Genomic DNA, 14741 nt, shown 5'->3' on the forward strand with positions numbered 1-14741 from the left:
TCCACAGCCTACGGCCCTCTCCGCATTCGGCGTGCGCAGATGTGACGCGAGTGCATGACGATGCGCTCAGTACATGAGGAATATGGCGAATCTGTCATGGATTCGGCGCACGCTCATGGATTCACGACAAGCCCGCGGATCATCGTGATCCGCGGGCTGCCGGTGCGTGTCAGGCGCTGAGCACCTCACGCTCGAGACGCTGGTACGACGCTTCCATGCCGTCGGCCATGCCGGTGGCGAGGATCATGTCGCGCGTCTCCTTGTCGGGGTACTCGATGAGCACGGTGATGAGGGTGGCGCCATCCTCCTCATAGAGGTTGAGGTCGTTAAGCGTCTCGGTGGGCATCCCCTGCATGCGCTCGGTGGTGACCGCACGGCGAGGCGGATCGAAGATCAGCACCTCGCCCTCGAATCCGAACGGCTCACCCTCGGTGTCTCCGACGGGTGCCCAGGAGTTGCGGAACGAGGCACCCGGCTCCGTGGCGATGACGCACTCGGTCATCTCCCACCCGTCGGGACCCAGCATCCACTGCTTCACCAGATCGGCCTCGTTGTAGGCGCGCCAGACCAGCTCGCGCGGCCCCTCCACGAGACGAGTGATGCGCACGTGAGTGTCGTCGAGCAGCTCGACGACCGTGCCCTTGCCCTGGGCGAACTCCCGGAGCCCCTGCAGCACGGCATCCAGCTGCGCCATCGCCATGCGCGTGCCCTCGACCGCACCCATCGCCACCACCTGCTCCAGCGCCTCCGCGGAATCGAAGTAGCTGGTGTTGACCATGCGGGTGCCGTCGTCGGTGGGCTCGAACGTGAAGGTCATGCGCATCGACGGGAACCCCTCGAGCGGCGTGCCGTCCTCATCGGCGAACGCGTCGATCACCTCGAAGCTGTGCGGTGCGTCGATGGCCAGGAACTCCCACGCACCGGACGACTTCTCACCGCGCGGACCGTTCATCGTGTACTGCGCGCGGCCGCCCACGACAGGGTTCCAGACCGTGAACGTCGCCGGCCATCCGGGAGGTCCCCAGAACCGGTTGAGCTGCTCGGGGTCCGTGTACGCGTTCCAGACACGCTCCACGGGCGCGGCGAGATCGGCGATCACGGTCATGGTCAGGTTGTCGGCATCGGTGACGACGTCGGTGACGGGCATGTCATTCTCCTTCGTGAGGTTCTGCAAGCAGGGCATCGAGCCGGGCGATGCGCGATCGCCAGAGCTCTTCGTACTGGGCGAGAAGCGCCCGCGCACGGGCGATCATCTCGGGATTGGCGCGGACCAGCCGCTCGCGTCCTTCGGCGCGCTTGATGATGAGCTCGGCCGCTTCGAGCACTGCCACGTGCTTCTGCACCGCCGCGAACGACATCTCATACCGGGACGCGAGGGCGGTGACGGACTGCTCGCCCTCGATGGTCCGGCGCAGGATGTCGCGCCGCGTCGACGTCGCCAGTGCGTGAAAGACACGGTCGACCTCCGCTTCGCTGAGTTCTCGTTGTGCAACCATTTGGTTGTACGTTACGGCGTGCGGGGGTGGGTGTCAAGGGGTGGGATCCGGAATCCCCGGCCCGGCGTCAGAGTCGCGCGGAGATCACACGCGCCGTCGCGGCCGGGTCGAGCCGGTGCATGATCGACTCGGGAACGACGACGAGCTCCGCACCCGGGATGTGCTCCGCGGCCCAGTCAGACGCGGCGATCAGGAACGGGAAGGTCTGCTCGCCGCGCAGCACGGTGACGGGACGATTCACATCAAGCAGCTCGGCGTCCGGTCGGCGCATCCGGTGCACCAATCGGGTGTCGTACACGGTGGACTGTGCGAGCGGCGTGAGGGCGGCGAGCATCCCGTTCGTACGGCCGGCCTCGACCATCGCGACAGGCAGGCCGACGGCCTCGAGCTGGAACGTCTCGATCGCGTCGCCGGGGCGTTCGTCGTCGACGAAGGACTGCAGGCGCTCGGCGAGTTCCGGCGTCTGCGCGCCGGAACCCTCGACGTCGATCGGCGGCTCGGAGAGGAAGAGCGCTCCGGTCGGAACGCCCTGAGACGCGGCATAGAGCGCGAGCACGGCGCCGGAAGAGTGACCGAGCACGGCGTCCGCCCCGCCTACCGCGGCGATCACCGCAGCCAGATCGGCCACCTCGTCGTCCGGAGTGGACCCCGGGCGGTCGCCGCTTCCGCCCCGAGCACGGCGATCCCAGGTGACGGCACGGAAGCCGGCATCGGCGAGGGCGTGCGCGAGAGATGCGGCGTCCTCTCCCCGCGACAGCGCGCCGTTCACGATCACGATGGTGCGACCGTCGCCGGTCGCCGAGAACTCGATGGCAGTGCCGTCTGCCGACGTTGCGATGCTCATGCCGTCATCCAACCACCGGCCTCCGACATTGGACGCGGCCCCACGCAGATCGAGTCCCCTCCACTGACAGCAGATCCGCCCGCAGCAGAGACCGCACCCCGCCGCCCCTCGCCGGAGCCACGATGTCCCCATGAGCGATTCACCCAAGCCACCCCTGTTCACCGATACCGTGCGGCGGGAGTTCTACGAGCGCCGCGTGCTCGTCCTCGACGGGCCGCTCGACGACGACAACGGAACCCTCCTCGCCACGCAGCTGATCACGCTGGCGTCCGATGACCCGATCGCCGACATTTCGCTCTGGATCCACTCCCCCGGAGGATCCGTGCCCGCGATGCTCGCGATCCGCGACATCATGCGCACCATCCCGAACGACGTCTCGACGATGGTCCTCGGCATCGCCTACAGCGCGGGGCAGTTCCTGCTGTCGGCGGGAACGAAGGGCAAGCGCAAGGCGCTGCCGCACGCACGCGTACTGATGCACCAGGGCTCGGCCGGCATCGGCGGCGCCGCAGTCGACATCGCCCTCCAGGCCGATGACCTGCGCCACACCCGCGACACCGTGCTCGGGCTGATCGCGGAGGACACCGGTCAGCCGATGGAGCGGATCTTCGAGGACTCGCTGCACGATCACTGGTACTCGGCGCAGCAGGCTCTCGACTACGGCTTCGTGGATCGGATCGTGACGTCGTTCGACGACTACCGGCCTCGCGAGCGCGTCTCCGCAGGCTTCTCCCACGCGACGGAAGGTGTACGTCGATGAGCAGCTACACCGTGCCGAACGTGATCGCCCAGCACCCGCGCGGCGAGCGCATCATGGATGTCTACTCCCACCTGCTCACCCAGCGGGTGGTGTATCTCGGCACCGCGATCGACGCCGGTGTCGCGAACACGCTGATCGCCCAGCTGCTGCACCTGGAGGCCGACAACCCCGATCAGGACATCCAGTTCTACATCAACTGTGAGGGCGGCGATCCGAGCGCCATGCTCGCGATCTACGACACGATGACCTTCATCAAGCCCCCGGTCGCCACGACCTGCGTGGGCCAGGCCGTGGCGGTCGGCGCCGTGCTGCTCGCCGCCGGAGCCGCCGGGAAACGGGCATCGCTCCCCCACGGTCGCGTCGTCCTGCATCAGCCGGCGGCCCAGGGACGCGGAACGATCCCCGATCTCATCCTGCAGGCCGACGAGGTGATCCGGCTGCGCTCGGACATCGAGGAGGTTCTCGCTCGTCACACCGGACAACCCGTGGACCGACTGCGCGCCGACACCGATCACGACCGCGTCTTCACCGCCGCGGCCGCGCGCGACTACGGACTGCTCGATCACGTCCTCGCGACGCGCTGACGAACGGAACGGCGATACCGCGGAGTGGGTCCACCGTGTCGCCGTTCCGCTGCGGCGTCAGGCCGCGAGCGCGTAACTCGACCGGGTGGCGCAGAGCTGCGCCGGTGCGGGGGCGTCCGCGGACAGGGAACGGGCGACGTCGAGGGTCAGATCCAGGAGAGACGCCCCCAGCGCTGCGCTGACCGCGGCGACGACCTCACTCGACGGTTCCTTGAGCCCGCGCTCGATCTCGGACAGGTATTGCGGCGAGACGCCCGCGCGATGAGCGACGTCGTCCAGAGTGTCGCCGAGCGCCTTGCGGCGGTCACGCAGCGATCCGCCGAGCAGGTGTCGCCACAGCGGGTCCCGCGGCTTCGGACCGGGTGCGGTGTCCTGGGCGGTGGTGTCGGTCATGCCTCATTCTAGGAATCGCGAGCCCACCGGGCGCCAGGAAATCCGCTCACAGCAGAGAGTCTGCAGCACCGGCGACGGGACAGACCCGCCGCCGGTGCCGGTCTCAGCGTGCCGAGATCACGCGCTCCACGAAGTCGATGATCTCGCCGGCGACCTCGTCACGGATCTCCGGCTCGTTGTGCACCTCGTGGCGGAAGCCCGGGTAGACGTGCGCCTGAACGTCGGGGTGCCCGGTCCGGATCAGCCGGTTGGCCACGTGGTAGGCCCCTTCGCCGTAGTTGGCGACCGGGTCCTGGTCGCCCGCGAGGATCAGGATCGGCAGGTCGGAGCGCACGCTCGTGTACCAGTCGTCGCCGTTTGCACGGTCGTAGAGGTCCACGAAACCACGCAGGAAGCGCACCGTCATCGGTGCCCCGAAGTTGTTGAGCGGGTCGGCGAGGTGGTCACGCACCACGTCGACATTGCGGGCGACCCACGCGGTCGGACCGGCATCGGGTCCGAAGCGCGAGACGAACCCGGAGAACACGTCGCCGATGTAGGCGTCAGCGAAGGCGGTCGCGTCGGGTTCGGCCGCGAGCGCGGCACGGTCGAGCCGCGATTCGAGGCCTTCCATCTGCGCGGCGATGCCTCCGAGAATCAGTCCGTCGATCTCCGTGGAGGACTCGCCCGCGAGTCCTCGGGCGATCATCGACCCCCAGGAGTGGCCGAAGACGATGTACGGCAGATTCGGGTACAGGTCGCGCACCCGCGCGCGCAGCGTCTGCTCGTCGGCCACCACCACGGCCCCGGCGTCGTCGCCCGCATCGGCCCAGATGCCCGAAGTCATCGCCGTCTTCCCGTGGCCGGCGTGGTCATCCGCGGCAACCACGAATCCCTCGTCGAGCAGCTTCGCGATCAACCGAATGTAACGCCGGGAGTGCTCCCCCAGTCCGTGCACCAGCTGCACCACGGCGCGGGCCGGCACGGTGGGCTCGTACACCCACGCGTGAATGGTGTCGCGGCCGTTGCGCGACGGGAACTCGATCTCCTTGAGAGCCATGGATCCTCCTCCAACGACGCTTCCGCGCGCCGCCGCTCGCAGGCTAACACCGCCGTTTCGACACGGCGGAACTCTGCACGAACGTGCGGCGCCGCCCTCTCTTCCCCCGGTTTGCGCATCGTGGTGTGATGGAGGCATGAACCGTGGACGACAGACGGCGGCGCTCGCCGCCCTCCTCGTCACGGTCGCACTGGCCGGCTGCACCTCCGGCACCCCTGCACGCCCCTCTCCTGCACCGTCGACCATCGCCCCGGCGATCGAGTCCACCACGCAACCCGCGCCGACCGCGACGAACGGTGTACTCACCGAGACCGCGGTCTCGGTGATCGCTCCGCTGTGGCAAGGCGGCCGGTTCCGCGGATTCGTCACCCCGCCGGACGGGTACGACTACGGCGGCGATTGCCACGACAGCGCCTGGACGGTCCTCGCGCTCACGGAGAAGGCGACGTCGGCGAGCGGTACCTTCCTCGCGACCTCGACGGAGCGCCCCGCACCCAGTCTGGTGATCGCCGTCCTCCCATTCACCACCCCGGAACTCACGAAGAACCTCGACGCGCTGGAGCACCAGCTCACCTCCTGCGTCGGGGCGGCTCCTACCGGCGAGACACTGCAGGAGCCCGCACCCGCGGTCGAGGGATGGTCCGGATTGCACAACGTGGGCGAGAACGAGGACCTCTACTGGGCCGAGTACGACGACGGCATCGTGATGGCACAGGTGAGCCCCGGGATGGCCACGCTCACGTCTGCTCTCGCGACCCAGGCGACAGCGATCTTCGACCGGCAACTCGAGGTGCTGACGGCAGGCTGACGCGGGTCGTTTGCCCGAACACCGCCCGCGGGCTAGGCTTGCAACACCCGTTCACCCGCGTGATCACGCGGGGCCGGTACGGGGCTGTAGTTCAATGGCAGAACTTCTGCTTCCCAAGCAGACAGCGCGGGTTCGATTCCCGTCAGCCCCTCCACAGAGTTCTCACGTTCGGTGAGCCACGGTTCCCTCCTGCGAGCGCACCGCCACAAGCGAGTCCCAGATCTCCGCCGCAACTCGACGCTTGCTTCCCGACGCCGCAGCAATCACGATGCCGTCGGGACCGATCACCCGCACCTCGTTGTCGGGGGCTTCGAATCCTCGTTCCCATCCGACCTCGTTCACCACGAGCACGTCGACGCCCTTGCGCTCGCGCTTGCGCCGAGCTCGGACGAGCATCTCCTCCTCGCCGCCCTCCTCTGATGGAGTCTCAGCGGCGAAGGCGACGAACAGCTGCCCCTCCCGTCGCGCGGCAGTCAGTCCCGCGATGATGTCGGGGTTCTCGACGAGCTCGATCCGTTTCAGTTCGCCGTCGTCCTTCGTGAGCTTGCGGGCCGCGACCTCGACCGGCCGGTAGTCCGCGACCGCGGCGGCCATGACGACGACATCGGCCGCTGCGGCGACGTCCATGAGAGCTTCACCAAGCTCGGCCGCCGAGCCGACCGACACGATGCGGACGGACGGATGCTGCGCTTCGGCGAGCACGTCACCCGAGATGTTCGCGGCGATCAGCGTCACCGCGGCACCCCGCGCCGCCGCCTCTGCGGCGAGCGCGACGCCCTGCCGCCCGCTCGACCGGTTGCCGAGGTACCGCACCGGGTCGATCGGCTCCCGAGTTCCTCCGGCCGAGACGACCACGCGCAGACCGACGAGATCCCCGGCGGCGAGGAGGGCGAGTCCCGCCGCGGCGATGTCGTCGGGTTCGACCATCCGCCCTGGTCCGCTGTCGCCACCGGCGAGCTCTCCGTCGGCCGGGCCCACGATGTGCACCCCGCGGGAACGGAGCGTCGCGACGTTCGCCTGAGTCGCCGGGTGCCGCCACATCTCGGCGTGCATCGCCGGGGCGACGACCACGGGCGCCTCGGTCGCCAGCAGCGTGGTTCCCAGCAGGTCGTCGGCGATTCCCGCGGTCATCCGGGCGATCGTGTTCGCGGTGGCCGGTGCGACGATGACGAGGTCGGCGTTCTGACCGAGCGCGACGTGCCGTACGCGAGCGACGTCGTCATGCACGCTCGTGGTCACCGAATGCCGGCTGATGGCCTCCCAGGTCGGCATGCCGACGAAGCGCAGCGCATCTTCGGTGGGGATGACGGTGACCTCATGACCGGCCTTGATCAGCAGTCGCACCAGGTGCACCGATTTGTATGCGGCGATGCCGCCCGTGACTCCGACGACGATGTTCACACGTCCGATTCTGCCGCAGCCGCGGCCCACCGGGGCCGCCGTAGACTTGCCCGGGTGTGCACGGTCGTGATCGATGTGACGGACACTGCGACGGCTCGCCTGCTCGCGGTGCGAGACGAGGACCCGTTGCGCGCATGGGACGCCCTCGGCGAATGGTGGCCCGAGACGCACCCCGGCGTGCTCGGCATCCGTGATCGTCGCGCCGGCGGCGCATGGCTCGCGGTCAACCCGCGGGAGCGGCGCCTCGCCGTGCTCCTCAACCGTGCGGATGTCGTCGATCTCCCCAACGACCGCGCGCTCACGCGGGGAACGCTCGCGCTCGAATCGGTGCTCGGCCGCTCACCCGTCGCCCCGTTGTCGATGCACGGCTTCAACTTGCTCGAGGTACGTCCGGAGGGCGCTCGGGTGCTGAGCTGGAACGGCGTCTCGCTGCGCGAGACCCCGATCAGCCCCGGCACCCACATGATCGCGCACGACGATCTGGACGACGAAACCACTCCACGGATCGCGGCATGGCTCCCCGAGTTCCGCGCGCTCGGTCCTACAGCGCAGAGCGCCGACTGGGTCGGCGAGTGGGTCGCCCTGCTTGCCACCTCAGCACAGCTCGACCCCGAGGACGACCGGGCGATCATCCGCGACAACCGCCCGCACGGGTACCCCACGCAGTCCCTGCTCTATGCGACGGCATCCGTCACGCCCGACGGTGTCGTGATCGCCGACCATTCGCTGCCGCGCCCCGCGCACTGGACCAGCTGAGGCAGCGGGCACCTTCGCTGCGCCGCAGGCGCCGCAATCGCCGCACGGCATTCCACTGCGGCCGCTGATCTGTGTCCGCCCACAGCCACAGCCACAGCCACAACCACCGACCCTCGCAGGCTTACTGCACGATCGCTGATCTGTGTCCGCCCATAGCCACAGCGACAGCGAACCACCAATTCTCTCAGGCTTACTGCACGACGAAGTTGCCCGGATTGACGAGTTCGCGAATCGAATCGAGTGCAGGTTCCGCGTCGATCGATCGTTCACTCCGGATCACCGCAGCCTGAACAGCAGCCTCCACGCCACAGGGGACGAGAACCATCCACCAATACGGAGGATCGACGAGTGCTGTCACGAGCGGCTCCGCAGCCGGGAACTGCCACCCTTCGCGAAGTCCGTAGAGATCGAGCGTGTTGACCATCGTGGTCGCGCGGAAGGAGAAGCCCGTCGCCGTCGACGACACGGCGAAGCGCCAGAGCTCCTCGCCCGAGGTGTCGGCTGCCGGGGCGTCCCACAGACTCTCCAACGGCCTGTCACCCCAGGTGGGGTGCTGTGCGAAGCCCTGCGCACGCAGGAGCAGTGTCTGAGCTACCGAACGATGCACGATGAGGCTGCGAAGGCGCTGCCGAATCTCGACGACGAACTTGTCACTCAGTCCTTCGTCGATGAATGCCTGGCAGAGGGAGCGCGAAGCGAGGAAAGAGCTCGCGCGCCGATACCCGTTCGCTTCCGATATCGCATCAGCGAATACATCAAGCACGGGGTTCAGCCGATCGATTGCGCTTCGAAGGAATCTCGTACGCGTGAACATGCTGTCCCTGACGGCGTTCCAGTCTTGGCGGATCCAGTCGAGGTCGCCGAGCCGACGAAGGAAGTCGGCAATCGCCTCATCGCTGGAGGATGGGAGCGTCACGACGGCGGCGCCCAGGTGGCGAACCAACCCTGCTGTGTCATCCGCTGCGGTACCCGTCAAATCACGCATCGCCGCTTCATGCTGCTGCTCGCGTGCTGTCTCCCGGAGAAGCGACGCCAGCTCTTCCTCGCCAACGACGCCGAGATTCGCAAGTGCCGCTCGTCGCTTGCTCTCGCGTGCGACCTTCCAGCTCTCCAGGTCCGACGAGGAGTACTCCTCCGGATGGGTCTTGTCGACCAGGTTGTGATGGGGCTTGCAGAGGAGGATGAGATTCGAGAATGCCGCCCGTTGCGGATCTGTCATCGTCGGGTCGTATCGGTTGCCGGGCTTCGCGTCACGAATGTGTGCGATCTGATAGTCGATGTACGGCTCTGGCGCTATCCCTTTCGAGGGATCGTCGATGAATCGCAGAATCGGCACCATGCAGCCCGGGAAGTAACACCGACCCGCGGAGAGCATCGGAAGCGCTGCCCGTGTGCCCGCCGAATACTCTCTTGGTCCGCTCACAGCGTCAGGATCCCATACAGAGCAGGACTGCCCGAGATTTCGCGTCGCGAGCCTACCCGCCGAGAGCTGACCCGCGCACCGCACCGCTGGCAGCGCGGCAAGAACGGGTATTAGAACGGGTACTAGAACGGGAAGAGAGGCCGGACTGAGGGCGGAGGAGGTGGATCTGCCGTCACTGATCCGGTCCACGCCGGGGCGGAGTCGCCCGCGGGCCGCACACGTCGGCACGCCGGGGCGGAGTCGCCCGCGGGCCGCACACGTCGGTGCTCCGGCGCTGGCTCGTCGACGGAGGCGGGCGTGAAGGCCACCAACCGGCGAGGCGGAGTATCGACGTACTCGTGCCCGAGCGGGCTCGTCCAGCGCAGGACTCCGGCACCCAGGTTCTCGACTTTCCACGCGGAGTTGTGCTTGAGCACGTGGTGACGACGACAGAGGTGCGCAAGGTTGTCAGTGGAAGTTCCGCCACCGTGCTCCCACGCCAGGGTGTGATCGAGGTCGCATCGATGCACCGGGCGACGGCAGCCGGGGAAGCGGCAGTGCTCGTCACGAGCCGCGAGGAAGCGGCGCATCGCGGATGACGGTGTGTACCGGTCCACCGTCAGGACGACGCCGGTTGCAGCGTCAGTCATGAGGCGATCCCACCCTGGCTGATGCGCGGCCAGGATTCGCACACTTTCGGCATCTATCGGGCCCGCGCCGGTGAGGATGGCGCCCGTGTCGGTGAGGCCGGCGAGCGTGGTCACCGGCACCGTGACCTGAACACGCCCGCGGATAGAGGCAACCGCATCGGACGCAGCCACCGGGGCAGCTCCCAGCAGGAGGTCACACAGCACATCGACCGCGATCTGCGGTAGCGTGCGGGACTCCGCCTGACCCACCTCCTTCTGAACCGCGTTGTTTTTCTGAACCGTGGTCTGAATCGTGCCAGTGTCCAGCGGCTCGGGATCATGCTTGATCGTGCGAGCCATGCCCATGATCCGATCGAACGCACCATGTGCGAGCAACGTCGGCAGGAGCACGGAGAGTGTCGACATTCCGTCGCCCTCCTCCGTCAGTGTGATGCAACGAGCCCGGCGCGCTTCGCGGTGACGATCATCGAGCGTGATCGTCATCTTCTGTTCCGCGAGTACGGAGAGCATCCCCTTCAAGCGCCACGGCGTCGTGGACTGCGCTCGTACGACCGCAGCCTCCTCATACACGGCACGCGCCATGTCGTCGGAGATCCCCGTCCCCGCCTGGACAATCGCTCGTGCATGGGCGGCGGTGATCAGCCCCCGATCCAGCGCATCGTGCGTCGTGGAGAAGCGATTCACGAGGGTGTAGGCGTCGTTGAGCTGACGCTGGACCTGATGATCGCTGAGATTGAGGGCTGCCCCGAACTCCGCGGCGACGGAACGCACGGCCAGCTCCACGGCCGATGAGGACCGTGCGGTGGGCGCATCCGGTTCCGTCACTCGATCCAGCACCCGCGCCCACACCGTCGCCTGCGTTGCCGTCAGCATTGCGATGACTCGCTGCAACCGGCGGGCCTGCTCGAGCAAGGCGGCCAGTTCACCCATGGGTGCGTCCGGAAAGGACACTGAATCGGATGCCGCCGGAGGCGAGAGCACTCCGCGCACGGCGAGCGTGTGCGGCAGCGCCGTCACCATGCCCGACGCATCCGGCACCATCAAGGGGCCCGTGCCACCCTCCGGGAGTATGTGCCTTGTCGCCGTGATCGTCATGCTGTCATCATCTCATCTTTCGAAGTTATGTTCTAGCGCATGGGATGAGAACTTGATGATAGCTCGATGAGAAGCGGCCGGAGACGCGCCTGGTAACAAAGGCAGAGGGAGACCGATCGCCGCGCGAGAGCACCTGTGGACAACGACAGGCGCTTTCGTGATCGCGGGCATACATTCGAACTTATGAACTACTGCGATCCACTCCCGCGCACTCACTTCACCAACGCCATCGGCCCTCACCCAAGAGGCCAGCACGAGCACCCTCTGCCTCCGGCGACCGAACCCAGCACCAGCACCAGCACCAGCACCAGCACCAGCACCAGCACCAGCACCAGCACCAGCACCAGCACCAGCACCAGCACCAGCACCAGCACCAGCACCAGCACCAGCACCAGCACCAGCACCAGCACCAGCGAGCCTCAGGCCTGCGTCCGCGCCCTCTCGCGGGCCTGTCCCGGTGCCTGGCGCGGAAGCTCGACGTTCATCCGGAACCCCCGCCCGGTGTTCTCGGCCGTGACGTCCCCGCCGTGCGCACGTGCAAAGCCGCGTGCGATGGACAGCCCGAGCCCTGCTCCGGAGGACTGCGGGAGGTCCGCCGCATCGTCGGGGCCGCGGGCATCGTCCTGTTTCCAGCCCACGTCGAACATGCGATCCAGGTCTGTGCTCGCCACGCCACTGCCCTCGTCGAGAATGCCGAGGACGAGCGAATTGTCCACGTCTGTGACGGTGATGAGAATCGTGGATCCCACAGGAGCATGGCGGACGGCGTTCGCGACCAGGTTGGAGACGATCCTCGACAGCCCTCGCGGGTCGGCCCAGAGCGTCTGGCCCCCGATGCCGCGCGCTTCGATGCGCACGCGTCTACGATCGGCTGCCACACGCATCTCGCTGACGACATCGGACACGATGTCGTGCAGATCCACCTGCTGCGTACGCAGCACCAACTGCCCCGAGCTGAGCTGTGACAGCTCGAAAAGATCATCCACGAGCCGCGTCATGCTGAGCGTCTGCGCTCCGACGCTCTGCGCGAGGGCGCGAACATCCTCGTGCGGGCTGAGCTCCGCGGCTTCGGCCACCACCTGGAGACCGGCCAGGGGTGTGCGCAGGTCGTGTGAGATCCACGCGAAGAACCGTCGGCGCGCGGAGTCGAGTTCCTCCAGTTCCGTGCGAGCGTCGCGCACTCGCGCGGCAACCAGCGCTAGTTCCGCCTGCAGGCCGGCAAGCTCCGCCACACCGACCGCCTCGGCAAGCTCCGGCTGTTCCGCGGGAACCTGGCGGATGTCGCGGGAAACCGAGGCGATCGAACGTCGCAACGATCGTGTCAGCACCCAGGCGAGCACGACGCTCAGCGCAGCCGCGATCGCGATGACCCAGATCAGCACGGTCAGATCGTGTTCCGACAAGTACATCTCCACCGAGATCGCGATGACCGATGCCACGGTGGCCACGACACCGGAGACACCGATCACGACGACTTGGATGAACAGGGGGCGACGTCGGAGCAGTCGCAACAACAGAAGCGCCATCAGCGCCACGACACCCGTGCAGACGAGACTCGTCAGGGCGATGACCGCCACGTCTGAGGGAGCGAGCACCATCATGATTCGATCCCGTCCGGTGAGAACTCGTAACCGGCGCCCCACACGGTCCGCAGGTGCCGAGGTGCTGACGGTTCGGCCTCGATCTTCTCTCTCAGCCGCCGCACGTGGACCGTGACCGTCGATGCATCACCGAACCCCCACCCCCACACCTCCTGCATGAGATGGTCTCGCGAGTGCACTTCGTTCGGGTGCTCCATCAGGAACAGCATCAGCTCGTATTCGCGCCCGCTGAGGAGGACCTCCTCGCCCTGCAACCAGACCCGTCGACGGGCGGGATCGATCGCGAATGCTCCCGATCGGAACGTCGCCGGCTGCTCCGCCGCCGCGTGCGTGCGCCGAAGCTGCGCACGAATGCGGAGCGTCAACTCACGCAAGGAGAAGGGCTTCGTGACGTAGTCGTCGGCCCCCAGCTCGAGTCCCTCGACACGCGACTCGACATCGCTGAGTGCGGTCAGCATGATGATCGGCAGCTCGCCGCGCGAACGAGCGTCGCGCACGAGCTCGTCTCCGCTGCGCCCCGGGAGCATCCGGTCGACGACCATCAGATCCGGCAGCTCTCGCTCCAGCGCCGCCAGCGCGGCGATCCCGTTGTCGAACGAGGACACGGCGTATCCGGTCTCGGTGAGATATCGCACGACGGCACGTCGAACGGCGGCATCGTCCTCCACAACCATCACTCGTTCGGCCGTGTCCATGACCACGACGATAATCCGCCGACCGCGCGATCCGACCGTTCCTTACGGTCCTGAAAGAACTGCTCCGTGGGGTGCGACCGGTTCCTAGCGTTTTCCCGGGCATCACTCGAATGCCCGGGACACAGACGAATGGAGCATGTGATGCGTACACGAATGGCACTGGGAACGGCGGCCGCGGCAATCGTCCTGGCGGCGGGTCTCAGCGGTTGCACGTCCATGGCGGATTCCGGATCGGGGATGTCCGCCTCCGAGCCGACGGCGATGAGCACGATGTCCGCCTCTCAGCCGTCGGCGATGAGCACGACGGACGACGCGGTGACGATGATGAAGTCCGGGACCTTCATGGGCCTCAACGACAAGATGGTCAGCGGCACGGTCACGATCGAGGACGGAAAGCTGACGCTGTCGGGATTCTCTTCGGACGAAGGCCCGGACCTGCACGTCTACCTCACCAACGGCACGGATGAGGCAGCGGTGACGGCGGGCATGATGATCGACAAGGTCGCGTTCGACAAGGCCGACCAGACGTTCGCACTCTCCGGCGTCGACCTCAGCAAGTACACCGACGTGGTGATCCACTGCGACAAGGCGAAGGCCGTCTTCGGGGCGGCAGCACTGTCGTGAACGTCCGACAGCTCAGCGGCCGCGCCGCGATGGTGATCGCCATCGCGGCGCGCGTCGCGGTCGGTGCGCTCTGGTTCGCGGAGGCGTTCGTGAAGTACCGGTCGGGTTTCGGCGCCGCAGACATCCTGCTCGTGGCGGACAGCACCCGCGGCAACTCGCGCACCCCGTGGTGGTACCCGCCCGTGGAGGCGATCATGCAGGGCGCACCCGCCCTCATGGGCATCGCGATCCCCCTCCTCGAACTGCTGCTCGGGGTGACCCTCCTGATCGGCTTCTTCCCCCGCTGGGTCGCCTTCCTCTCGATCGGCACGCTGATGCTCTATTGGGGTTCGGACCAGCTCATCAGCCAGTACCCGGTCATGGTGGTCCTCTCCGCGCTCATCCTCGCCCTCCCGGGTGCGGACCGGTGGAGCGTCGTCACCAGGCGGCGACGGTCGGAGCGCCGTGCCCGAGAAACCGATGTCGTCGGCGGAAGGCGCCGGGCCCAGGCAGAATGAGGCTCAGGATCCCAACCCATCACGTCGACCACCGCGAACCGCACCACAACCCCCGCCCAGCGCTGACGGCGGGCGAGAGCATCCCCCGCCCGCCGT

The 14741-nt window shown here is 67.4% G+C and carries 17 protein-coding genes and 1 tRNA gene; 7 read left to right on the plus strand and 11 right to left on the minus strand.

Going from position 1 to position 14741, the window contains the following annotated elements:
• Window positions 1-169: 169 nt before the first annotated feature.
• From LQ566_RS07150 to LQ566_RS07160, 3 genes are all read right to left on the minus strand, one after another.
• Window positions 170-1147: an SRPBCC family protein gene (locus LQ566_RS07150; RefSeq protein WP_231090921.1), complete on the minus strand. Its 978-nt coding sequence runs from the start codon at window positions 1145-1147 to the stop codon at window positions 170-172.
• 1 nt (window position 1148) lies between these two features.
• Window positions 1149-1496: an ArsR/SmtB family transcription factor gene (locus LQ566_RS07155; protein ID WP_231090922.1), complete on the minus strand. Its 348-nt coding sequence runs from the start codon at window positions 1494-1496 to the stop codon at window positions 1149-1151.
• 67 nt (window positions 1497-1563) lie between these two features.
• Window positions 1564-2340 (minus strand): alpha/beta fold hydrolase, encoded by a 777-nt coding sequence (locus tag LQ566_RS07160; protein WP_231090923.1) that lies wholly within the window; start codon window positions 2338-2340, stop codon window positions 1564-1566.
• A gap of 130 nt (window positions 2341-2470) precedes the next feature.
• On the opposite strand from LQ566_RS07160, the gene LQ566_RS07165 reads away from it, so the two are divergent.
• Window positions 2471-3100 (plus strand): ClpP family protease, encoded by a 630-nt coding sequence (locus LQ566_RS07165; protein ID WP_231090924.1) that lies wholly within the window; start codon window positions 2471-2473, stop codon window positions 3098-3100.
• The gene (locus LQ566_RS07170) at window positions 3097-3684 is read left to right on the plus strand and encodes a ClpP family protease (protein WP_231090925.1); all 588 of its coding nucleotides are present in this window, start codon (window positions 3097-3099) and stop codon (window positions 3682-3684) included. The genes LQ566_RS07165 and LQ566_RS07170 overlap by 4 nt, the downstream gene beginning before the upstream one ends.
• Before the next feature lie 57 nt (window positions 3685-3741).
• On the opposite strand, the gene LQ566_RS07175 is transcribed toward LQ566_RS07170, so the two are convergent.
• Both LQ566_RS07175 and LQ566_RS07180 read right to left on the minus strand, forming a co-directional pair.
• Complete coding sequence (locus LQ566_RS07175; protein WP_231090926.1) at window positions 3742-4077, minus strand: helix-turn-helix domain-containing protein; 336 nt, start codon at window positions 4075-4077, stop codon at window positions 3742-3744.
• A 103-nt stretch (window positions 4078-4180) separates the two neighbouring features.
• A complete protein-coding gene (locus tag LQ566_RS07180) occupies window positions 4181-5116 on the minus strand; it encodes an alpha/beta fold hydrolase (protein WP_231090927.1) in 936 nt (311 codons plus the stop codon).
• Between the two features lie 136 nt (window positions 5117-5252).
• On the opposite strand from LQ566_RS07180, the gene LQ566_RS07185 reads away from it, so the two are divergent.
• Entirely contained in the window at window positions 5253-5924 is a 672-nt protein-coding gene (locus LQ566_RS07185) for a hypothetical protein (RefSeq protein ID WP_231090928.1), read from the plus strand.
• 80 nt (window positions 5925-6004) lie between these two features.
• Window positions 6005-6078, plus strand: a tRNA-Gly gene (locus tag LQ566_RS07190).
• Between the two features lie 8 nt (window positions 6079-6086).
• Here the strand turns inward: LQ566_RS07190 and coaBC are convergent.
• A complete protein-coding gene (coaBC, locus tag LQ566_RS07195; RefSeq protein ID WP_231090929.1) occupies window positions 6087-7325 on the minus strand; it encodes a bifunctional phosphopantothenoylcysteine decarboxylase/phosphopantothenate--cysteine ligase CoaBC in 1239 nt (412 codons plus the stop codon).
• Window positions 7326-7379: 54 nt separating this feature from the next.
• On the opposite strand from coaBC, the gene LQ566_RS07200 reads away from it, so the two are divergent.
• Window positions 7380-8081 carry an NRDE family protein gene (locus tag LQ566_RS07200; RefSeq protein WP_231090930.1) on the plus strand — a complete coding sequence of 234 codons (702 nt, stop codon included), beginning with the start codon at window positions 7380-7382 and terminating at the stop codon, window positions 8079-8081.
• A gap of 190 nt (window positions 8082-8271) precedes the next feature.
• Here LQ566_RS07200 and LQ566_RS07205 read toward each other — a convergent pair whose 3' ends face one another.
• From LQ566_RS07205 to LQ566_RS07225, 5 genes are all read right to left on the minus strand, one after another.
• Window positions 8272-9693, minus strand: a complete 1422-nt coding sequence (locus LQ566_RS07205) for a hypothetical protein (RefSeq protein ID WP_231090931.1) — start codon at window positions 9691-9693, stop codon at window positions 8272-8274.
• Window positions 9627-11228: an HNH endonuclease signature motif containing protein gene (locus LQ566_RS07210; protein WP_231090932.1), complete on the minus strand. Its 1602-nt coding sequence runs from the start codon at window positions 11226-11228 to the stop codon at window positions 9627-9629. The genes LQ566_RS07205 and LQ566_RS07210 overlap by 67 nt, the downstream gene beginning before the upstream one ends.
• A 236-nt stretch (window positions 11229-11464) precedes the next feature.
• Entirely contained in the window at window positions 11465-11638 is a 174-nt protein-coding gene (locus tag LQ566_RS07215; protein WP_231090933.1) for a hypothetical protein, read from the minus strand.
• Between the two features lie 9 nt (window positions 11639-11647).
• Window positions 11648-12829 carry a sensor histidine kinase gene (locus LQ566_RS07220; protein ID WP_231090934.1) on the minus strand — a complete coding sequence of 394 codons (1182 nt, stop codon included), beginning with the start codon at window positions 12827-12829 and terminating at the stop codon, window positions 11648-11650.
• Complete coding sequence (locus tag LQ566_RS07225; RefSeq protein WP_231090935.1) at window positions 12826-13524, minus strand: response regulator transcription factor; 699 nt, start codon at window positions 13522-13524, stop codon at window positions 12826-12828. The genes LQ566_RS07220 and LQ566_RS07225 overlap by 4 nt, the downstream gene beginning before the upstream one ends.
• A 141-nt stretch (window positions 13525-13665) precedes the next feature.
• On the opposite strand from LQ566_RS07225, the gene LQ566_RS07230 reads away from it, so the two are divergent.
• The gene (locus tag LQ566_RS07230) at window positions 13666-14148 is read left to right on the plus strand and encodes a DM13 domain-containing protein (protein WP_231090936.1); all 483 of its coding nucleotides are present in this window, start codon (window positions 13666-13668) and stop codon (window positions 14146-14148) included.
• On the plus strand, window positions 14145-14645 hold the full coding sequence (locus LQ566_RS07235; RefSeq protein ID WP_231090937.1) for a DoxX family membrane protein: 501 nt from the start codon (window positions 14145-14147) through the stop codon (window positions 14643-14645). The genes LQ566_RS07230 and LQ566_RS07235 overlap by 4 nt, the downstream gene beginning before the upstream one ends.
• Window positions 14646-14741 lie beyond the last annotated feature (96 nt).

Source organism: Microbacterium nymphoidis (assembly GCF_021044885.1).
Lineage (GTDB): Bacteria > Actinomycetota > Actinomycetes > Actinomycetales > Microbacteriaceae > Microbacterium > Microbacterium nymphoidis.